This window comes from Paenarthrobacter sp. TYUT067, from assembly GCF_023656375.1.
In the GTDB taxonomy this organism is placed as follows: Bacteria; Actinomycetota; Actinomycetes; order Actinomycetales; family Micrococcaceae; genus Arthrobacter.
In genome coordinates this window covers 142,818-162,771 of the sequence record NZ_JAMOIT010000012.1, presented here as the reverse complement: position 1 = coordinate 162,771, position 19,954 = coordinate 142,818, and the positions used below count along the sequence as shown (strand labels likewise).

At 63.9% G+C, this 19,954-nt stretch carries 17 protein-coding genes; 4 read left to right on the top strand and 13 right to left on the bottom strand.

Annotated features, from left to right (window positions below; all coding sequences use genetic code 11):
* Positions 1–105: 105 nt before the first annotated feature.
* The 10 genes from MOD31_RS12805 to MOD31_RS12760 all read right to left on the bottom strand — a co-directional run bounded on the left by MOD31_RS12805 (position 106) and on the right by MOD31_RS12760 (position 12,568).
* Entirely contained in the window at positions 106–1,362 is a 1,257-nt protein-coding gene (locus MOD31_RS12805; protein ID WP_250820832.1) for a DUF3500 domain-containing protein, read from the bottom strand.
* Positions 1,340–3,064 (bottom strand): FAD-dependent monooxygenase, encoded by a 1,725-nt coding sequence (locus tag MOD31_RS12800; RefSeq protein ID WP_250820831.1) that lies wholly within the window; start codon positions 3,062–3,064, stop codon positions 1,340–1,342. Before MOD31_RS12800 ends, MOD31_RS12805 begins: the two co-directional genes overlap by 23 nt.
* Positions 3,064–3,921, bottom strand: a complete 858-nt coding sequence (locus MOD31_RS12795) for a fumarylacetoacetate hydrolase family protein (protein ID WP_250820830.1) — start codon at positions 3,919–3,921, stop codon at positions 3,064–3,066. The genes MOD31_RS12800 and MOD31_RS12795 overlap by 1 nt, the downstream gene beginning before the upstream one ends.
* 91 nt (positions 3,922–4,012) lie before the next feature.
* Entirely contained in the window at positions 4,013–4,870 is an 858-nt protein-coding gene (locus tag MOD31_RS12790) for an alpha/beta hydrolase (protein WP_250820829.1), read from the bottom strand.
* A gap of 94 nt (positions 4,871–4,964) precedes the next feature.
* Complete coding sequence (locus tag MOD31_RS12785) at positions 4,965–5,954, bottom strand: alpha/beta hydrolase fold domain-containing protein (protein WP_250820828.1); 990 nt, start codon at positions 5,952–5,954, stop codon at positions 4,965–4,967.
* A complete protein-coding gene (locus tag MOD31_RS12780; RefSeq protein WP_250820827.1) occupies positions 5,951–6,937 on the bottom strand; it encodes an alpha/beta hydrolase in 987 nt (328 codons plus the stop codon). Before MOD31_RS12780 ends, MOD31_RS12785 begins: the two co-directional genes overlap by 4 nt.
* Before the next feature lie 29 nt (positions 6,938–6,966).
* Entirely contained in the window at positions 6,967–7,974 is a 1,008-nt protein-coding gene (locus MOD31_RS12775; RefSeq protein ID WP_250820826.1) for an ABC transporter ATP-binding protein, read from the bottom strand.
* A complete protein-coding gene (locus tag MOD31_RS12770) occupies positions 7,971–10,010 on the bottom strand; it encodes a dipeptide/oligopeptide/nickel ABC transporter permease/ATP-binding protein (protein ID WP_250820825.1) in 2,040 nt (679 codons plus the stop codon). The genes MOD31_RS12775 and MOD31_RS12770 overlap by 4 nt, the downstream gene beginning before the upstream one ends.
* Complete coding sequence (locus tag MOD31_RS12765; protein ID WP_308196368.1) at positions 10,007–10,960, bottom strand: ABC transporter permease; 954 nt, start codon at positions 10,958–10,960, stop codon at positions 10,007–10,009. Before MOD31_RS12765 ends, MOD31_RS12770 begins: the two co-directional genes overlap by 4 nt.
* Before the next feature lie 51 nt (positions 10,961–11,011).
* Entirely contained in the window at positions 11,012–12,568 is a 1,557-nt protein-coding gene (locus tag MOD31_RS12760; RefSeq protein WP_250820823.1) for an ABC transporter substrate-binding protein, read from the bottom strand.
* 236 nt (positions 12,569–12,804) lie between these two features.
* Here MOD31_RS12760 and MOD31_RS12755 point away from each other — a divergent pair, with 236 nt between their 5' ends.
* The gene (locus MOD31_RS12755; protein ID WP_250820822.1) at positions 12,805–13,629 is read left to right on the top strand and encodes an IclR family transcriptional regulator; all 825 of its coding nucleotides are present in this window, start codon (positions 12,805–12,807) and stop codon (positions 13,627–13,629) included.
* Between the two features lie 56 nt (positions 13,630–13,685).
* Here MOD31_RS12755 and MOD31_RS12750 read toward each other — a convergent pair whose 3' ends face one another.
* The 3 genes from MOD31_RS12750 to MOD31_RS12740 all read right to left on the bottom strand — a co-directional run bounded on the left by MOD31_RS12750 (position 13,686) and on the right by MOD31_RS12740 (position 15,693).
* The gene (locus MOD31_RS12750; RefSeq protein ID WP_250820821.1) at positions 13,686–14,312 is read right to left on the bottom strand and encodes a TetR/AcrR family transcriptional regulator; all 627 of its coding nucleotides are present in this window, start codon (positions 14,310–14,312) and stop codon (positions 13,686–13,688) included.
* 64 nt (positions 14,313–14,376) lie between these two features.
* On the bottom strand, positions 14,377–15,474 hold the full coding sequence (locus MOD31_RS12745; protein ID WP_284705401.1) for an MFS transporter: 1,098 nt from the start codon (positions 15,472–15,474) through the stop codon (positions 14,377–14,379).
* 66 nt (positions 15,475–15,540) lie between these two features.
* The gene (locus MOD31_RS12740; RefSeq protein ID WP_250820819.1) at positions 15,541–15,693 is read right to left on the bottom strand and encodes a hypothetical protein; all 153 of its coding nucleotides are present in this window, start codon (positions 15,691–15,693) and stop codon (positions 15,541–15,543) included.
* Between the two features lie 140 nt (positions 15,694–15,833).
* On the opposite strand from MOD31_RS12740, the gene MOD31_RS12735 reads away from it, so the two are divergent.
* From MOD31_RS12735 to MOD31_RS12725, 3 genes are read left to right on the top strand one after another with little or no spacing between them, the layout of a single operon-like run.
* Positions 15,834–18,251, top strand: coding sequence for an alpha-L-rhamnosidase (locus MOD31_RS12735; RefSeq protein WP_250820818.1), 2,418 nt, complete (start codon positions 15,834–15,836; stop codon positions 18,249–18,251).
* Positions 18,251–19,258: a glycoside hydrolase family 43 protein gene (locus tag MOD31_RS12730; RefSeq protein ID WP_250820817.1), complete on the top strand. Its 1,008-nt coding sequence runs from the start codon at positions 18,251–18,253 to the stop codon at positions 19,256–19,258. Before MOD31_RS12735 ends, MOD31_RS12730 begins: the two co-directional genes overlap by 1 nt.
* The gene (locus MOD31_RS12725) at positions 19,144–19,791 is read left to right on the top strand and encodes a hypothetical protein (protein WP_250820816.1); all 648 of its coding nucleotides are present in this window, start codon (positions 19,144–19,146) and stop codon (positions 19,789–19,791) included. The genes MOD31_RS12730 and MOD31_RS12725 overlap by 115 nt, the downstream gene beginning before the upstream one ends.
* Positions 19,792–19,954: the final 163 nt, after the last annotated feature.

Sequence of the window (19,954 nt, the reverse complement as noted above, 5' to 3'; positions counted from 1 at the left end):
GGTCTGGACTCCCAGGGAGTCCGGACCCTTTGTAGTTGGTTGGGTTTACCTGCAACACATGCTCGTCGTGCCGCAGGCCACAAAGTGCTCCGCCGTGAAGCGTCGTCATCTATCTTTCCCGGCCATATGGCCGGCCGCTTGTCCAAGCAGCGCCCGTCCGTAGTCGTTACCGTTGGGTGTACGCACTACCGTGTGCATGTGGAAAGGCGCCGGGGTGTCGTTGTTGAGGAACACACCGGTGTGGTGGTCGAGTTCCAGGATGGCTACAGGGCTTTGGATCCGGAAGTAGAAGGCTTCCTCGCCTCGCCAGCCGCCGATCCATGAGAACCAGGTGTCCTGGTAGTGTTCTTGGATTTCCCGGAGGCGGGCAGCGCGCGGTCCAGCAGGCAGGTAGGCAATGGAGTCCTCCACGAGTCTGTCCAGGAGGGCCAGGGCGGCAGGGGGCATGGATGGGACTGGAATGCCTTCATAGGGAATGACCCGGTTGTCCTGGAAGCAGCCTGCCAAGTGCCGTTCGTCTCCGGAGTGCAAACGCCCCTGCGGCATGGCGGGGTCTTGCATCTCTTGGTACACGGTCGCTTCGTCGCGAAGCTCAGCCGTGAGGGCGGACATCAGCTCCCGGGCCCACTGGATGCGTTCTTTGAAGACCCTGAGGCCTTGGAACGGTCCATCGTCAATGGTGTCTGGTTCGGCGCCGAGGAACACTGGAGAGATGACCATTTGGCTGCCCACTACCAGGCAGTTGAGAGCGACATGGTGGCCGAACAGCTGCCAGCCCCACGGCTCCGTTTCCGAGGGAGTTCCGTACAGGGCAAAGTTGTAGCTGTACTCGTTCATGAGCAGCGGCAGGTCCACCAAGTCTCCAAGGAAGCCGTTGATGCGCATGAGGTTGCGGGTCAGCGCATACCCTTCCGGGCTGAGGCTGGCCTCCACCACGGCCAGGGCGGCATCGCGGACTGGGCCGTCGCATTCATCCAGGCGAAGCCCGGTATCGTGTTGCAAGAATTCCGGGTTGGCCCAGCTCTGCCACTCGTGGGCGTCAACGGCGTAGCAGAGGCGGTCCAGCTGCGCGGACGGCAGCAGGGCCAGCAGCTTCCCGGCCGCGGCAACCATCCCCGACGTCGGAGCCTCTTCCCCGGGCAACGCTTCAGTCAGTGTGAACAGCCCTTCACGGACCACGCCATCGTTGGTCACGCCGACGAAGGGTGCTGGATACAGCTTCTTCCATCCCTCGATCATGGGGCCGGCAAAGGAATCGGCTTTGGCGGCTTCGGCATAGGCCCGCGCGTCCAGGCCGCGGAGTTTCGCTACGCGGGGGTGGTCCGGGGTGTACAGGTAGTCACGAAATGACGGCGTCGACATGGGTTGCCTCCTCGGTTTTCTGGCTTTCGGTGGGTGCCCACCCCGCGGCGATGCGGAGGGCACGTGCTGCTGAGGCAGCGGACGAACCCCGCCACGCGATGTGTTGATCGGGGCGGACCAGCACAGCGTCGGCAGCCCAGAAGTCGGACATCGCAGTCCCCCGGTTGTCAGGTCCTACTGCCAGCACCGTCACGGGTACGCCGAGTTCGGCAGCTGCGATCAGGATCGGCGCGTACGTGTTTTCGACGTCGCCACCCTGGTGGGATCCGGCGTCCACCAGCAAGGAGAACCCAGCCCCCAGGTGGTCGTAGATGGAGGTGGAGTCCGGCAACCATGCGTGGGGAAGCATGGCTCCGGGGCTGGCGGTGGGAACGTACCGGATGGGATCTTCCGCTGGCACGGGTGACCCATCCGGGACGACCAGTGAAGAGGCGGTGTAGTTGTAACCAAGCACCAGGCCCAGGGAATCGAACTCGCTTTGCTTGACACTGAGTGCTTCGTGCGCGCGGGCCCGGGCAGCTGCGCCGTCTTCGCCTTCAAGCTCCAAGGCAGGGTCCGCGAAATGGTAAGCCAGCGCCTTTCCATTGGCCGCGGCGTCGTTGATGGTGCGTTCGGCCACGGGTCGCCGTTCCAGGCCGTAGCTGTCCAGCAACGCCGGACCCGCCCACCCCTCCAAAGCGGCTGCAATTTTCCATGCCAGGTTGGCGGCGTCTCCGATGCACGTGTTGAATCCATGGCCACCCCACGGTGGGTTCTGGTGTGCGGCATCGCCCACCAGGAACACGCCGTCGTGACCGTAGGAGGGCGCCAGAAGCATGCGGGCAGTCCACGGGTCGGTGGCGATGACGTCAACCTCGACGTCGGCACCCACCAGGGAGCGCACCATCGCCACCGGGTCCAGTTCCTGCCCTTCCGGGGAGACGTCGACGCCTTGGATAATCGCCCACCAGGTCTGGTCCAGGTTCATGCGGCCTACCATGCCGGCTGTTCCGGGGCCGAGGACCCAATACTGAACAGCAGGATCCAGGCTGATGGTCCCGGCCAAGTCGCTGGAGCGGAAGAGGATGCTGATGTTGGAGAGCGCCGCGGATCCGCCCTCCAATCGGATCTCCAGGCCTCGGCGGACGGTTGACGAACCGCCGTCCGCGCCGGCCAGGAATCGGCACCTGACTGGCCGGCTGTTGCCTGCCTCGTCAGCCACGGTCACGTACTGACCACCGTGCGCGTGGGCGGCAAACTCCTCCACGCGCAATCCTGTCAAGAGACTGGCGTGTGGTGATGCGGCCACGGCTTTACGGAGCACCGTCTCCAGCACCGGTTGGGGTACCTGCTGCCCGCACTCCGGCTGCGGCCCGTACCGGCCTGTCTCAAGTTGGAAGGCATTCGGGAAACGACGTATTTCGCGTCCGGTCAGGGACGAACAGAAGATGACGTCCTGGGCGAAGTCCACGGGCAGCGGCGCCGCTTCCCGCAGCTGTGACGCCAGGCCGAGCCGGCGCAGGTGCGTCATGGTCCGGGCATTCGTTGTCTTGGCGCGCGGACGGTCTTGGTCGATGCTTGTGCGGGGCTCAATGACCACGCTTTGAATACCGCGGTGAGCCAGATCCAGGGCCAGGAAGAGTCCGCTGGGACCTCCACCGGAGATCAGGACGGGGACCTCGTGCGGAAGGTCAACCAAGCGCGCCTGGTTGATGGCGTTCATCAGGCCCTCGCCCGGAGTGATGGCTCACCGATGGGGGTCACCAGGGTGCCAAGTTTCTCAATCTCGACCTCGACTGTGTCTCCTGCCTGGAGCAGCCACTGCGGTGTTCGTGCGTATCCGACTCCCTCGGGTGTTCCTGATGCGATCACATCGCCGGGGTGGAGGGTGAGAGTTTCACTGATCAGCGAAATGATGGCCGGGACGGAAAAGATCATGTCGCGGGTGTTGCCGTTCTGGACCTCGGCGCCGTTGACCCGGGTGCGGAGCTGCAGGCCCTCGCGAAGGTCACCGACCTCGTCGCGGCTGACCAACGGACCCAAGGGGCCAGTGAAGTCGCCGTTCTTGCCGAGTGTCCACTGGGACGTGAGTTTCTGGGCACGTCGTGCAGTGATGTCGTTGAAAGTGGAGTATCCAAACACAGCTTCGGCGGCTGTAGCCTCGTCAGCGGACTCCACGCGTTTGCCGATGTACGCGGCTACCTCGCCTTCCCAGTCCAGGCCCGCCTCGCCGCCCGGAACCGGGACGGGAACGTGGCCCACGGAAAGGGACGCCGTCCACCGGCCAAACAGCGTGGGATACGGCGGGAGCTCCTGGTCCTTGTAACTGCCTTCTGCGGCGTGGGCCTTGTAGTTGAGACCCACGCAAATCACTCGTGCCGAGGCAGGGACCAGTGGCACTTCGGTGACGTCAGTTCGCTCGAAGCCCGCGCTGGCGTCCGTGACGATCGCCGATGCTTTCTCGTGCCAGCGGGCGGCGTCGGCCCAAAAGTCCGTGGCGGCCGCCAGTGGAAAGACGGAACTGCCGCTGAGGGCTGCTACCCAGGTGCCGCCGTCGTGGTTGATGCCTATGTACTGCATGGTGGGCCTTTCAGCTTCGCCCGGAGGCGGTTATTGGTAGGAGGGCACGGCAAGGAGACCCCATGGGGTGCTGCCGGGCTGGGTTGGAAAATTAGAGGCTGGCCGCTTGTTGGCGGAAGAACGCGACCGTGGCGGCCAGCGCCTTCTGCGCAGCTGCCGGACTTCCGTCCTTGAGCGACCACATGTGGTCGGCGTCGTCGATGAGGAGAAGTTCGACGTCGGCGCCTGCCTTCTGCAGCGCGGAGGCCAATGACTCCGATTGGGCGGCAGGGACGAAACGGTCGGCGGTGCCGTGGATCAACAGGAAGGGCGGAGCTTCGGAATCGACGTAGCTGATAGGGCTGGCTGCTGCTGCCTTGTCAGGGTTCGCCGCAAGGACCGCACCCACCAGCAGCTCTTCGCGGGATCCGGGATCGCTGGCGCGGGCGATTGCGTCAGGCAGGGCTTGTTCCCCCATGCGGGTCAGGTCTGTTGGCGGGTACCACGCGGCGACTGCCGCAACGCCGTTGACGCCCTCTCCCCTGAGCCCAACCAAGCCGGCAAGGTGCCCCCCTGCAGAGTCACCCCAGGCGTAAATACGGTCCGGATCCACACCGTACTGGTCTGCGTGGTCCCTGAGCCACTTCACTGCGGCGAGCGCATCCTGGAGCTGGGCCGGGAACAGCGCTTCGGCGCTCAAACGGTAATCGGCTGATGCCACCACGAACCCGGCATCGGTGAGGGCGTCGAAAGGCGCCAGACCGAAGGCGTCGCATCCGGGGCCCAGAGAGGATCGCTCGCCTACGCGCCAGCCGCCACCGTGGAAATGGACGACGGCGGGACGGAGGTTTTCGTGGCCGGTGTCCCTCGGCGGGGACTCCGGCAGGTAGAGGTCGAGCAAGAGCGGGCGCGAGCCGTCATCGCCGGTGCGGGCAAACTCGACGCCCTTTAAGTGGCGACCGTCCGTCATCGTTGACTCCCTCTGCTTCGTTGGCCGGATCCTCGATGTTCCGTGCCTTCTCTTCAAGGATGTCGAACTCGGGCCCGGACCAGAACCGTCAATTTCAATCATTGGAACCGCCAGCGGTCGCAAGCTCTGTTGCCAGGAAAGCCAGCCCTCGCTGGACGATGCCCAACGCCGCGGAGTGGTTGAGGTACCCGTGGGTGGCTCCCTCCTCGAGCCGGAACGCTACATCGATTCCCGCGCCTCGAAGGCTTGCGGCATACAGTTCAGCCGAGGGACGGAGGTCGTCGTATTCGCACGCAAGTATCGCGGCCGGCGGCAAACCTGAGGGATCTGAATTCCCGGGCACGGCATACGATGATGCCATGCCGGCGGGCCCGCCAATGTAGTTTTCCATCATGGCCGTGCAGTCTTCGGCTGAGAAGCGCAGGATGGGCGGCAGTGAAGCCATTACGGCGGATGCTTCCTTAAGCGGCGGCACCGTCGAGTGCAGGAACGGGTAGGCCAGCAGCATCTTCGCCGGCAGCTGCTTGCCTATGTCTTTCAGGTACATTGCGGCTCCGCCGGCCAGATTGGCTCCTGCGCTGGCCCCGCCAAGGCACAGGTTGTCGGGTTCGATGCCAAGGGCCGGGGCCTGCTCAACAGTCCAAAACCACGCAGCGAGGACATCCTCGTGCGGCACGGGAAAGTGCACGCCGTCCCTGGCAAGCCGGTAGTCAACGGACACCACCACGCCACCTGTCCTGGCCACGAGCTCGCGCGCCAGCTGGTCGGCTTCGCGCATCTGGACGTCACCGCCGCCGAAACCGCCACCGTGCAGCCAGACCAGGCCGGGAACACCGCCGTCGAACGCGTTCCCCCGAAGCGGCCCGTAAACGCGCAGCGGGCCGTACACACGCAACGGAACAGGGCCGTTGGGACCTGGCGCATGGGTGACCACCATAGGGACGTCGGGAGGCACATACGGGAGACCTGCACCGCTGAATGCCTCAAGCCGGTTCACGCCCGAAGGATCTGCCAGAAGCTCGGCGAAGGACGAGGCGCCTGCCACCGGCTCCATCAGCGCACCGAGTTCGGCATCGAGGCTCATTGCTGCCCGAATTCACGTCGGAAGAAGTCAACGGATGTCTCCAGAATCCAGTCAATTTGATCTTCCGCGAAGAAGAAACAGTGGTCGGCGCCGTCGATGGTGATGAGCTGGTTCTGTACCCCTTCGCGCACCAGCGCGTCGGCGAGAAGTTCGCTTTGGGAATGCGGCACCAGACCGTCCCTGTTGCCGTGAATCAGCAGGAACGGAGGGGCTCCGGCTGTGACATATCCAAGGGGGCTCGCGGCGTGCAGCAGGCCCGGATCCGGCGAGCCTCCCACCAGCATCGTTCCGGGATCAAGGGAAGCTCCTCCCGGGACCGCCGCCAGCAGCGGACCGCTCAGGAAAGACTCCGCTCCTTGCTGTCGCGGAACATCGTTGAGCGAAGAGACGCCGTAGAAGTCCACGACGGCGCCAATAGCGCTGGACTGGCCCTGCACGCCCAGGCCGCCTTCGAGGTCGTCCCGGGAGCCGGTGAGCCCGAGGAGTGCAGCGAGGTGGCCTCCGGCCGATTCGCCCCAAGCACCGATCCTGTCGGCATCGATATCGAAGACGGCCGCGTGGTGCCGCAAATACCGGACGGCTGCCTTGATGTCGTGGAGCTGGGCTGGAAACGGCGCTTCCAGGGAGTGCCGGTAGTCCACCGTCGCGCAGGCAATTCCGGCTTCGTTGAGGCGGCGGAACACCGAGTTCGGCGGGAACGTCGGCGGCAGCTCCCGACGGTCACCCAGCTGGAACGCTCCCCCGTGGATCCACACCACCATCGGGACAGCGGCCTCGGCAGCCTTCCGGGGCAACCACACGTCCATGGAAAGACGGCGGAAGCCGACGGTGATGGCGTAGCTTAGTTCCCGGTGCAGCAGCGACTCCTCCGACACCTCTTCAGGCTTCCCGGGCGCCTGGAAGGCTGGAAAGGGCGGCGGGGTGGGTACGCGGTGTGGATCGATGCTGATCTCGGCAGTCTCTGCTGGTGTTTCAAGGGTCACTGGTTGCTCCATGAGTCTTGGGTAGAAAGTCAGGCGTAATGGCAGGCGACGTCAGCTTCGCCCACGCGCCGGAGGGCAGGTCGTTCGGAGGCGCAGAGTTCGGTAGCCAGCGGGCAGCGTTGCCGGAAAGGACATCCACCCGGGGTCGCTGCCACAGCCGCGGCCGTTTTAACTCCCAGGGACTCACGAACAGCACGGCGCTCAGCTTGCTCGGCTGGGCGCGGCACCGGTGATGCCGCAACAAGGGCCTGGGTAAACGGATGCTTGGGTGATTCAGTGACTGCTGCGGTTGGACCGGATTCCATCACCTGCCCGCGATACAAGACCACCACCCGCTGGGCCAAGAACTGGACCACGGAGATGTCATGGGCGATGAACAAGTAGCTCAGACCGCGCTCATCGCGCAGATCAGCCAGAAGGTTCAATACTTGCGCCTGCGTTGACAGGTCCAATGCGCTGACCGCCTCGTCGCAAACCACCAGCTGTGGTTCGCAAATGAGGGCGCGTGCCACCGAAATACGTTGCCGTTGGCCACCCGAGAACTGGCTCGGGTAGCGGTCCACGGCTTCGCGAGGCAAACCGACCCGTTCCAGCATGTCCTCTGCCTTGGTGCGGGCCTCGCCGCTGGCGACGCCCCGGACGCGCAAGGGCTCTGCCAATGACGCACCAACGGTCTTCCGGGGATTCAGCGAAGAGTTAGGGTCCTGGAACACGGCCCTGAGCTCACTGCCGATGGCCCGGCGTTTGCCCGAACCGGCATGAGTGATGTCTTCACCCTTGAATTCCACGGAACCGCCGGATACCTTCTGGAGGCCCAGGACCGCTTTGCCAATGGTCGATTTGCCCGAGCCGGACTCCCCCACCAGACCCACCGTTTCACCGGGATGTATGGTCAAGCTGACACCGTCGACGGCGGGCGGCGCGGCAGCGGCTCTCCGTCCCCTGCCGTAGCGGACCACGAGGTCCTTGACCTCCAGCATCGGCTCCGGCCGGACGGTCCCGGGCGATGGGCTCAACAGCGGGGTTTCGATGCTCATGCCATGTCCTTTTCAACGATGTCCAGTCTGTGCCGGGCGGGTATGTCAGCCGGAACCGAGTGTTCTGATGGGATGTCGGTGGGCACCCACGCCAGTCCTTCCATGGCCAGTTCGTCGGCCTTGACGCAACGCACCAGGCCCGATTCGGTTCCCGAGGGAAGGAGGGGTACGGGTACTTGGCAGGCGGATCCTGCGAACTGGCAGCGTGCCGCGAACCGGCAACCTGTGGGCCAATCCTTGGGCTGCGGGACCTGGCCCTTGATGGTGGCCAGTCGCTCGGGCATGTCGTGCGCCGTGTTCGCGTGGGGATCAGCGGCAAGGAGCGCCAGGGTGTAAGGATGCCGTGGGCTGTCCAGGATGCTGGCTGTGCGGCCGTTCTCCACTACTTGACCGGCGTACATGACTGCAACCTGGTCGCAGATGTCGGCCACCACCCCGAGGTCGTGCGTCACCATGACCACGGACATGCCGGTGTCCCTCACAAGCGTCCGCAGGAGCGACAAAATCTCAGCCTGGACAGTGACGTCGAGGGCGGTGGTGGGTTCATCAGCCACTAGCAGGCGTGGATTACCGGACAACGCCAGGGCAATGGCGACGCGCTGGGCCATGCCGCCCGATATCTGGTGCGGGTAGGTCTTGAGGATGCGCTTGGCGTCTACGATGCCCACCTTTTCCAGCAGGCTCAATGCCTCCGCATTGGCTTGGTTCTTTCCCACCGAGCGCAATCTGCGAATGGCTGAGGTCAACTGGTAACCAACGGTGAACATGGGATCGAGTGCCCGCATGGGCTCCTGGGAGATGAGGGCGATGTCGCGCCCCCGGATACCTTCCATGTCCTTGTCCGTGGCGGCGGCAAGGTTCATGCCGTTCCAGAGAATCTGGCCCGCAGTCACAGCCACGCCGGACGGCAGCAGCCCCATGAGCGAGAGGGCGGTCATCGTCTTACCGCAGCCGGACTCGCCAACCAGTCCCAGGACGGTGCCGGGTTCGACGTCGAAGGAGACATCCGTGACCAGCGGAGTTCCGCCGTCGACCCCTACGGAGAGGCCGCGGACGCTGAGCTTGCCGGCCTCAGGCGCATCCTGAACGGGAGGAGCGGCTGCCGCTGCTGCAGCAGCTTGGACAGAGCGCTTGCGGCGGACCGCTGCCGAGGGCAGGTGCGAGGCCGTGGCGTTGGGGGCCTTTCCCAGTGCGTTGCCGATGGCGTTGGCGGACAGCACTGTCAGTGCCAGGACGACGCCAGTGGGAACCATGAGCCAAGGGGCGTCGTAAACGTGCTGGGATGCGCTCTGGATCATGCCGCCCCAGCTGGGCTGCGGGAGGGGTGGGCCGAAGCCGATGAAGGCCAAGCCGGCCTGGATCAGGAGGCCCACCGCGAAAATCAGCGCAGATTGCACCACTATGGTGGTGGCCAGACCGGGCAGTACATGGCGGGCACTGATGGCGAGCGGGCTCAGCCCATCCACCTTGGCAGCATCAACGTACAGCTGGTTTTGCAGGGACTTTGCTTGGCCGAGCATGACCCGGTAGATGCCTGCCGAGATCAGTACGCCGAGGATGGCCATGATCAGGGGGATGTTGGTACCGACGGCGCCAATGACGGCGAGGATAATGACAGTTCCAGGCAACGACATCATGATTTCGGTGACCCGGCTGATGACACCTTCGGACCGCTGGCTGTTGGCAGCTGCCAGCGCCAACAGGGTTCCGAGTCCGACGCCGACAATCACCGTGATGAAGGACGTCCCCAGCGTTTCGGCCGCTGAGGCGAAGATGCGGCTGAGGATGTCACGGCCCAGTTCATCCGTGCCCAGCCAGTGCGTGGCAGTGGGTCCGGAGAGCACGGCGGTGAAGTCCTGGTCTTCGGTCTTAAAGGGCAACCACCATGGCGCCGTGAGCGAAGCGACAACCATCGCGGCCAACCAGAGCGTCCCGGCGACGCCCCCTGGTGAGGTGAGCAGTCGATGCCCTGAGAGCTTCGTCAAGGCCGTCCTGCGCAGGGATGCCGGCGTTGTTGCTGGAAGTGTGGGAATCATGAGGCACGCAACTTCGGGTCAAGGAATTTGGTGGCGAGTTCGAGCACCAGGTTCACAGCCACGACAACAACCGTGGCGATGACCACCACACCCTGAACGGCCGGGGCGTCGTGGGTGCTGACGGACGTTTGAACAGCCTGGCCAAGCCCCGGCATGGCAAACAATTGTTCCGCGATCACGGATCCGCCGAACAGGCCGATGAACTGCAGGGCGATGCCTGCAACGATGGGCAGGCTCGCATACCGGAGGGCATGGATATAGAGAATTTTCCACGTGGGAGTGGCTGTGGCCCGGAGGGTCCGGATGTGTTCCTGCTGCAACGCCTCAAGCATCGAAGCCCTGGTCTGCCGGGCAATGAACGCACCGCCTCCAACGGCCAAGGTGATGACCGGCAGGGCGAGGGACATTGCCCAATCCTGCGGGGAGACTTCGAACGGGACGTAGCCGGTCGCCGGGAACACGGAGGACTGGACGGCGAAGAGATAAACGAAGATCACGCCGATCCAGAAGGCCGGCAGTGCCACGAGTAATCCAACAAACCCGCCGATCATTTGATCCAGGAAACCACCACGAACAGCTGCGGTGACCCCGAGGATGATGCCGAAGACTGCGCTGAGAACAGTGGCGCCCGCGGCGAGGGAAGCCGTGACGGGAAGTCTGTTGGCAAGATCGGCGCTAACGGACCGGCCGTCGATGAGGGAGTTTCCGAGATTGCCTTGGACGGCATCACCCAACCAACGGAAGAACTGGCTTACCAGCGGATCATTCCAGCCGAGCGTTTGGTTCAACTGGTCGATGGCCTCTTGCGAGGCTCCCGCCCCGAGAGCTACCGCACCTGGGCTGCCGGGCATCGCGTGGACCAGCAGGAATGCCAGTACCGCCACCACCAGCACGGTGGCAAGCGCCATGAAAAGGCGCTTGGTGACGAACATTGCCATGGTGACCTCCATTGGTCGGGCCGGGTGCCAGTTCCGGAGAATTGGCACCCGGTCGTTGGTGGATCAGTTGGTGGGTGCGTAAGAGGACAGCAGCGGATACACGTTGCTTCCAGCGAACTTCACCTGCTGGACCTTCTTGGTGTTGTAGCCCTGGTTGGTCAGGGACTCATAGAGCGGGATCATCCAGCCGGACTCCACCAAACGGGTGTTGAGCTTGGTGAGCGCGGCCTTTTTGGCGGCATCATCCTTGGCAGCGGCAACCTCTGCGGTCGCTGCGCTCAGTTGCTCGTCCGTTGCTTTCTGAACATTGGTGAAGCCATTCAGGATTGCGCCGTACATGAGGCCGACCGGGTTGTCCCAACCCAGCGGGGAGTACCCCAGCGGGGTAGTTGCCACAGCGGCAAAAGCCTCATCGGTGGAGGCTGCCAGCTTCACGTTCATGGTGATTCCGACGGCTGCCAAGTCCTTCTGCACTGCTTGAAGATCCGTTTGCGTCTGGGCTCCGGCAATGATGGTGAATTCAAAGCCGCTGCCATATCCAGCTTCTTCCAGGAGGCTCTTGGCCTTCGCTGGATCGTAGGCATACTTGGTGTTCAGCTCTTCGGTGAACCCTGCCGAATCCTTGGGCAGTGCGTTCCACGCCGGGATATCGCCCTTGTGGAGGGCATCCACCAGAGCTTGACGGTTGATGGCGTACTGGAAGGCCTGGCGGACCTTCTCGCTCGCAAACGCCGGCGCGGTCTTCCCGGTCTTGTCAAAGGAGATCATCGTCTGGACGGTGCCGCCGATCTGGGACACCCCAACGCCCTTGGACTTGGCGAAGTCAACTGTGGGCGAGGTCAGGGATGCGACGTCCGCCTGGCCCGAGACCAGCGCGTTGGCACGGGCCTGCGGGTCCATGATGACGCTGAACGTGATCTTGTTGTACGGGTACTTGGCGGCGTCCTGGTTCTTGTCGTTCTTGGTGAAGACGTACTTGTTGCCCTTGACGGTTGTTGCGCCGTCCAGCGTGTAAGGCCCAGAGCCATCAGGGGTGGTAGCCAGGCTGGCGGTGTCCGCAACGCCGTTCTTACCGACAATCATCCCCAAAGTGGACGTGAGGTTCTTTTCGAACCCCGGCTGGGCTTTGGCGAAGGTAATCGCCACCTGGGTGGGGCTGACCACGTCAACGGAGGTGACCTCCTGCGCTCCGCCCTTGGCGATTGCTGAGTAAGCACTGAGCGCGGCGTCACTCCGGCGATCAAGGTTTGCCTTGACCAATGCCGCGTCCAAGGTTGAGCCGTCGGTGAAGGTAACACCTTCCTTGAGAGTCAGCGTGAGGACGGTGTTATCCGCGTTGTAACTGAACTCCTTCGCCAGGCCCGGACCCACACCGCCGTCCGGCTGCAGTGTCATCAGGTTCTCGTACAGGCCTTCGAAGAACTGCCGTTGGGCATCCGAGACACGCAAGGGGTCGTAGCCGAACGAAGCGCTGTCGCTGTCGGTGGCAATGGTCAGCGTGCTCTTGTCCACGGTGGACGTGGCAGCTGTACCGCCGCCGCAGGCTGTCAGGGATCCGAGAAGGAGCGCCCCGGCCAGGACGGCCGCGCTCCGACGTGCAGGTGAGGTGAGGAGATTCATGTGCTGCGCCTTCGCATTCGTGATGGAATCGTGAGTCGAGATGTGGGACCGGCGGCCTGAACATTGTCGGCTGTGACCTGTTCGGGCCGATCCGTCGGCGCCCTCTCGTCAGATGGCTTCCGGTAACCGGCTTCTTCAAGAGTCGTAGGCGGGCAGCACTTCCCCCCACGTGAATTTCATTGGTTGAAACAGTATTGTGGTGGAGGTCACTCATGTTCTTGAAAGGATTCAGCTCTATGGCGGTCAGCGAGGGGAACGAGGCCGGAAGGCCGCTGCGCGGCAAACGTCCCAAACAGGGCGAACCCGTCATTGACCGCGCCCTGAGCCTGCTCGCCGTCTTCAGCGACCGGCGTCGCGCCTTGACCCTGTCCGACATGGCGAGACTGGCTGACATGCCGGCCCCCACTGCGTTGCGCCTGATCGCCCGACTCGTAGCCTGGGGCGCCTTGGAGCGTCTGGACGACGGCCGATACGTCGTGGGGGTCAGATTGTGGGAGGTAGCGTCGCTGTCACCGCGCGGGCACGGTGTCCGGGAGATCGCGCTGCCATACCTTGAGGACCTCTTCGCCGTGACGCGCCACCACGTACTGCTTGCCGTGCGGGACAAGAACGAGGCCGTCCTGATCGAGCGGTTGTCGTCCAAGGAAGCAACGGAAGTCGCCTACCGCGTCGGCGGACGTGCACCGCTAAGGTCGACGGCGGTGGGCCTGGTCTTGCTGTCCGGCGCGGACGCCGACTTTCAGGAGCTGGTCATCAACCAGCCACCCGACGTCGAAGTGGGCGTCGATTCGATGCCTGAAGGCCAGCTAAGACGCACGTTGTCCGACGTCCGCAGAACTGGCGTGGCCATGATCCGACGGTCAGCACCGTCGCATACCGTATCCGTCGCTTCACCAATTTTCGGTGCCGAAGGGTCCGTGGTGGCGGCGCTGTCCATCGTGGTTCCGGACGGCGCAACACCACCCAACGTACTGGCTCCTGCGGTACAAGCTACAGCGAGGGCGGTATCACGCAACCTGGGATACAACCCCGGGCCCAGCGAGAGTGTGCGGATGCGCTAAGAATTTAGCGCAGGCTTGCAGTGACACCAGCAGATGCTGTCCAGACCGGACCTGGTTCAGAGTTCGTCGGTGACATAGAACTGGAGCTGGGCCCGGACAGCGTCCACGAGGTCTACTTCGTCGGGCGCGAGCAGCCATTGCTGGTTGAGGCCGTCACGCAACCCGGCAATCTGAGTCGCCGCGATGTCCAAGGGGACATTTTTAGGCCGGTATCGGCCGGTTCTTTCAAGGTCTTCGAGTGCCGTGCGCGCTGCTTGCCTGACGAGGTGGTACCAACGGACGAAGTACCCGTGGGCGGGATGGGTCGGCGCGAGAGCTTCAGCTGCGACGATGCAATACATCGCAAGATCGGATGGGGAAGCGACGTCACGAGCAGTGAGGGCGACGAGACCGCGGAGGAAAGACACCCCGTTCCCGGCGCCGACGTCGATATGACGGTTGGCCCGTTCGACCCGGCGGTCCAGGACGGCTTCCAACAGTGCGGCCTTGTCGGGGAAATGGTGCGACATGCCGGTATGCGACATCCCGACCCGCACCGCTATTTCCCTCATGGACGCTCCGTTGAAGCCTTTGGCAGTGAACACCTCGACCGCGGCGTCAAGGATCTGCTCACGGCGTTGCTCCGAGGCCAGGGCTTGCTTGCTTACACGGCGCTTGACGGCGACATCTGAGGAAAGGGGCACGTCCCTATTCTCTCTCGTAGCGGTGGCGGTAGGTGCACGTTCGCGGGAACCGTGTTCCACTGCGTCAGCCTACCTTCCGTATCGGGATGATGAGCACAGCACCGATCAGGCCTGCGACAGCACCTGCGTAAAAGAGGGCACTGAAGTTTTGTGGAAGATCAGGCGACGTACCGATCGCCAGGAGCGCCGGCGCGATCGCCGGGACAAGGATCGAGGGAAGCGAGTTGGCAAGGGCCATGATTCCAAGATCCTTGGCGGTGTTGTCCGGATTGGGAAGAACCTGCGTCACGAGGGCGAAGTCCACCGCGAAGTACACTCCCTGGCCGAGGCCGAGGACCGCGAAGCCGATGAGGAATTCTTCGAAAGACTGGGCACTGGCCACCAAGACGAGACCAACGGCAAATACCACCGCAGAGGCCACTACGAACGGTTTCCGGCGGCCGGCTTTGTCCGAGGCCTTACCGGCGAGAGGTGCGGTCAGCAACGAGATTCCGGCCAGGACAAGCCCTGCCAGGAATACACGCTGCCCCACTTCGGCCGGCGGAATGTGAAGCTGCATGATCATGTACAGAGCCTGGTAACCATTGACCGCTGCGACTGCGAAGAAGATGAGGAGGCGGCTGCCGAACGCCAGGGCATAGCCACTGTTCCGGATCGGGTTCACCCAGAAAGTGCTCAGCACGTCCCTGACGCTCGTCCGCGGACGGGCTTCCACGGGTAGCCGCGGATCTCTCAGAACCGCCGCGAACACGATCAGGCCCACCGAAGCCACGGCAGCCGGCAGGAGAAACATCGCTGCAAATGAGGGAGCGACCAGCTGAGCCAGAAACAGGCCAACGACTGCTCCAATGCCGCCGGCGATGCCATACACCGCAGAGGCCGGACCGCGACGCTCGGGCGCCAACTGGTCGGCGATGGTCGCGCCGATAGCAGCCTGGGCGGAGCTTAGGCAAAGGGTCATCACCACCCAACCCGCTGTCAGAACTGCAGCGTTGGCAGCGACCAGGCAAATCACGGCACCGAGGAGGAAGAGGACGGCGCCGAGCACGAGGAAGGGCCGCCGTCGGCCAAAGCGGGACGTCGTGCGATCGCTGAGCCGGCCGAATACCGGGTTCCCGATCAGCGCGAACACGCCCGCAACGCCGCTAACGATCGAGAGCAGCGTTGTCGCATTCCCTGGGTCCAGTTCATTGGCCTTGAGCTGCAGGGTAAGGATGGCGGTGCCAAGTCATGCCGCGTAGGCCGCAACGGAGGCAATTCCCAAACCGATGAGATAGCCGGTTCCCGGGTTACGGAAATCGTTCGAGCCGCCCTGGGGCAGGGAGACCGCCGCCCCAGAGGCAGGTGTGGGGGCAGAAGGGACAGTGGAGTCCAGTGTCATGAAGAAGCGCCATTGCTCAAGAAAGTCCGACCGGCTGGCTGCCGATCAGCATCGACAGTATCGCATCATCTTCCAGTTGTTAAGTTTTTACCTTACAGCTGTTAGGCTTTTCGAGATTTGCCGGACCAAAGGAGCTTTCCATGACCGATTCGACCACCACCCTGCCCGTCAGTGCGTCTCCCCTGGAGGCAGCGAATGAGCGGGTCCGCAAGTCATTGGCTCACGGCTCGTGGGTCCAGCCCACGGAATCAGGGCCATTCACTCCCGGCTCGCGTCCGGCGTATCTCCTGCGCGCCGAGTTCACTGTCCAAGATCTTCAACCCGCTTGGCTGACCGCCACCGCCCACGGAATGTACGAGGTTTTCATCAATGGTGCGAGGGTCGATCAGGACGAACTGAAGCCCGGCTTTTCTTCCTACCGCCGCCGCTTGCCCGCGCAACGATACGACGTGGGGCGCCTTCTTCGTCAGGGCCTGAATGTTGTAGGCGTGATTTTGAGCGATGGATGGTTCAGGGGCCGCCATGGGTTTGAGCGGAGGGCCGACGGTTTTGGTACCGAAACCGGCGTCCTCCTCTCGATCGAAACGGGAGCCGGTCCCATCGCCGTCTCGGGCGCGGACTGGTTATCGCGTGAAAGCTGGATTCAGGCTGCAGATCTCATGGACGGCCAGCGGGAGGACCGGCGTCTCTACGATGCGGAATGGGCTGATGTCGGCGCCGATCTCTCGGCTTGGCAGCCAGTCGCCGTAACCGGAAGCGGCGCGGCGAACCCATCACGACTGGTCGCGGAGGACCGCCCGCCGATCCGCCGCATCGAGACTTTGCCGCCCCGCGAGACCACCTGGAACGCTGACGGAAGCGTCGTCGTCGATTTCGGCCAAAACATCAACGGCTGGGTGCGCCTGTCCACCCTCGGCCCGTGCGGCACTCAACTGACACTGAAGCATGGCGAGCACATGGCAGGCGATGGACAGGTGAATACGGATCACCTGCGTGCTTTCAGGTTCAGCGATCGCACGCTGCTCGAAGCAGGCCAGATTGATCAGGTCACCAGCAACGGCGCTGCGGGCGATGTTTTTGAACCGCGCCACACCACCCACGGCTTTCGCTACGTGCAGATCGACGGATACCCGGAACCAATGGACTTGGGCATCGAGGCGGTGGTGGTGCATTCAGACCTCCCCCGGGCAGGTCGATTCATCACCTCCGATGAAGAGCTCGCCGCCCTCCACGACAGCGTGGAGTGGAGCTTTCGGGGCAACGCGTGCGGCGTCCCCTCGGACTGCCCCCAGCGTGAACGGTCCGGTTTCACAGGTGACTGGCAGGTCTTCGTAGAGACCGCCTCGCGGATGTTCGACGTCGTGGACTTCAGCCGCAGCTGGCTTCGTGACCTCGCCACCGATCAGTGGGCTGACGGACGCGTCCCTACAGTCATACCGAACCCCGCGGGCGATGCCCCCTCGGGGATAGCGTTTGAGGATATGAGTGCGGGCTCTGCAGGGTGGGGTGATGCTGCCGTTCTTGTTCCGTGGGAGTTGTGGCGCCGAACAGGAGATGCCTCAATCCTCGCCGAAAGCTTCCCTGCGATGCAGCGGTGGGTCGACTTCGCAGCAGGCGCGGCAGCGGCGGGCAGGCATCCCGATCGCGTGGCCTCGCGCCCGGACGCCCGCCCTCACGAGCAGTATCTCTGGGACACCGGTTTCCATTTCGGCGAATGGCTCGAACCCGGAGTCACCCCAAACCCCGACCCCCGCACCGACCACGGCATCGTCGCAACCGCGTTCCTCCACCGCTCTGCCCACCTGCTGGCACTCACCGCCGATGTTCTGGACAAACGCGACGCCGCCGAACGGTACCGCTCGATTGCCGCCGGCGCCCTCGGCGCCTGGCGAGAAGAATACCTCCTCGGTAATGGAAAACTCGCCGTGGACAGTCAAGCCACATACACGCGGGCCCTCGCTTTTGGCCTCCTACCCGAAAACCAGCGCGCAGCCGCAGCCGCCCACCTCGCTCACCTGGTGGAAGCTGCAGGGAACACCGTCGGCACGGGTTTCCTGAGCACCGGCCAACTGCTCCCTGCCCTGGCAGATCACGGACAGGCGGCGGCGGCAATGCGCCTTCTGCGCTCCCACCAATCGCCGTCCTGGCTGGCCATGCTCGACCGGGGAGCGACCACGATGTGGGAATGGTGGAACGGCGTCGACGGGACAAAGGTCAGCGGCTCACTCAACCACTACTCCAAGGGCGCGGTGGCGTCCTTCCTGCACACCCACGTGGCGGGGCTGCGGCTCCCGAGCGAACCAAGCATCGACGACGCCGGCGGGAGGCTCATCCTGATCGAACCCGTGGCGATCGGCACCTTGGCAACCGCAGAAGCGCACTTGGACTTTCCCGTTGGCCGAGCCTCGGTCGCGTGGTCACAGCGCGGCGAAACAGCCGAAATCACCGTCATTGTTCCCCACCGCGCAGCTCTCCGCCTGCCCGACGGCACAACACGCACCCTTTCGAAGGGTACCCACACCATCCATACCGACATCACTGCACAGCGAGGAGCATAATGCCCACCTTCCAGAACCCCGTCGTCCGAGGCCACGCACCCGACCCGTCAGTCATCCGCGTCGGAGAGGACTTCTATCTCGCCAACTCCAGCTTCCGCTACCTCCCCGGAATCCCTATCCTGCACTCCCGCGACCTCGTGAACTGGCAAACCGTTGGCTTTGCCGTATCCCGCCCCGCCCAGTACCGCCGCGACGGCGAGCCGGGCGAGATCAACCTTTTCGCCCCTACCCTGCGCTATTACGACGGCGTCTTCTACCTCATCTGCACAAACGAGGCCGATAACCAAGGCAACTTCTACGTCACCGCAACCGACCCCGCCGGGCCCTGGTCAGACGCGATTTGGGTAGACCGCGAAGCGTTCGACCCCTCCCTCTTCCGCGACGACGACGGCCAGTGGTACTACCTCCGCCGCTCTTTGGAATTCGGAGCGACCGACGGCGCGCTCGGCCCCTTTGTGCAGGCGAACATCGACATCAAAACCGGGGAACTCGGAGAGATGCGCCCTATCACGGCTAACCGGCGCGGCTTTTCGTCCAATGACATCGAAGGCGCCCACCTGTATCGTCGCGGCGACTGGTACTACCTGTTCGCGGCCGAAGGCTCCAGCTGGAAAGGCCACATGCAGACCATCGGACGCAGCCGCTCGCCTTGGGGACCCTTCGAACCCGCACCGCACAATCCCGTTTTGACGCACGCGATTTGGTCGCTCACCCGTTCCAGACGATCGGTCACGCAGAACTCGTCGATGACGCCAGCGGGAACTGGTGGGCCCTCACTCTTGGCACCCGGCACCCTGCCTTCTCGTCCCACCACACCCTGGGTCGTGAGACGTTCCTCGTCCCGGCTACATGGGAAGAGGGAGACTGGCCTCATATCGGAGACGCCGGCCACGTGGCAGTTGAGTACCGCGACATCGATCTCCCCGGCGACCGTGTTGCTGCGGCGCCGGACGGCCGCGTCTCATGGATCAATGGCTGGCGCACCCTCGGCTCCCCCGAGGACTTGAAGGTCGCAGCGGACGGTTCCGTTACCCTCTCCGCCGGGGCCGACCTGAGCGACCCGAAACCGCTCGGAACACTCCTGCTCCCCCAGAACGAATACCACCAGGAATTCACCGCCACAGTAGTACCAACTGACGGCGTGGCGGCAGGAATCGCAGTCTGGGCGAACAGCTCCCACCACTACTCTGCACTCGTGCGCCGGGAGTCCGGCCAGCTCATCCTGCGGTTCCGCAAGCGCGTTCAAGACCTCACAGTCCAGGAAGAGCACGTCCTGGACAGCGATGAAGAGGTACGACTCACCATCGAAGCCGAAGCGTCGGTGTATCGGTTCTTCGCCGATGCCGGGGGCAAACGAACAGTGGTCGGCGAGGGTGCAGCGAGCCTGCTTTCTGCTGAAAACATCGCCTGGTTCACCAACGTCAACTTCATGCTGGCCGTCGTCGGAACCGACACCAACAAGGGCTCCGCTGTCTTCTCAAACGTCGCCCGCAACCCTCGCGAAACGGTCCCGCCACGCCCCTTCACCATCCCCCGCTGACCCCAAGGCTTGGCGGTCTGGATCAGAGTCGATCCGGCCCATGTCCTGCAACAGGGCCGCGGCGTCGTCTGTGCGGGTTGGCGTTGCGACTCCGCACGGACCCGCGTCCTGACCCACACCGCCGAGGTCCGGGACCACTTGGCGGCAGTCTTCTTCTGAAACG

Coding starts and splice junctions, on each gene's coding strand:
- MOD31_RS12805 (WP_250820832.1), bottom strand. CDS start 1,362: ATGTCGACGCCGTCATTTCGTGACTACCTGTACACCCCGGACCACCCC.
- MOD31_RS12800 (WP_250820831.1), bottom strand. CDS start 3,064: ATGAACGCCATCAACCAGGCGCGCTTGGTTGACCTTCCGCACGAGGTC.
- MOD31_RS12795 (WP_250820830.1), bottom strand. CDS start 3,921: ATGCAGTACATAGGCATCAACCACGACGGCGGCACCTGGGTAGCAGCC.
- MOD31_RS12790 (WP_250820829.1), bottom strand. CDS start 4,870: ATGACGGACGGTCGCCACTTAAAGGGCGTCGAGTTTGCCCGCACCGGC.
- MOD31_RS12785 (WP_250820828.1), bottom strand. CDS start 5,954: ATGAGCCTCGATGCCGAACTCGGTGCGCTGATGGAGCCGGTGGCAGGC.
- MOD31_RS12775 (WP_250820826.1), bottom strand. CDS start 7,974: ATGAGCATCGAAACCCCGCTGTTGAGCCCATCGCCCGGGACCGTCCGG.
- MOD31_RS12770 (WP_250820825.1), bottom strand. CDS start 10,010: ATGATTCCCACACTTCCAGCAACAACGCCGGCATCCCTGCGCAGGACG.
- MOD31_RS12765 (WP_308196368.1), bottom strand. CDS start 10,960: ATGGAGGTCACCATGGCAATGTTCGTCACCAAGCGCCTTTTCATGGCG.
- MOD31_RS12760 (WP_250820823.1), bottom strand. CDS start 12,568: ATGAATCTCCTCACCTCACCTGCACGTCGGAGCGCGGCCGTCCTGGCC.
- MOD31_RS12755 (WP_250820822.1), top strand. CDS start 12,805: ATGGCGGTCAGCGAGGGGAACGAGGCCGGAAGGCCGCTGCGCGGCAAA.
- MOD31_RS12740 (WP_250820819.1), bottom strand. CDS start 15,693: ATGACACTGGACTCCACTGTCCCTTCTGCCCCCACACCTGCCTCTGGG.
- MOD31_RS12735 (WP_250820818.1), top strand. CDS start 15,834: ATGACCGATTCGACCACCACCCTGCCCGTCAGTGCGTCTCCCCTGGAG.
- MOD31_RS12730 (WP_250820817.1), top strand. CDS start 18,251: ATGCCCACCTTCCAGAACCCCGTCGTCCGAGGCCACGCACCCGACCCG.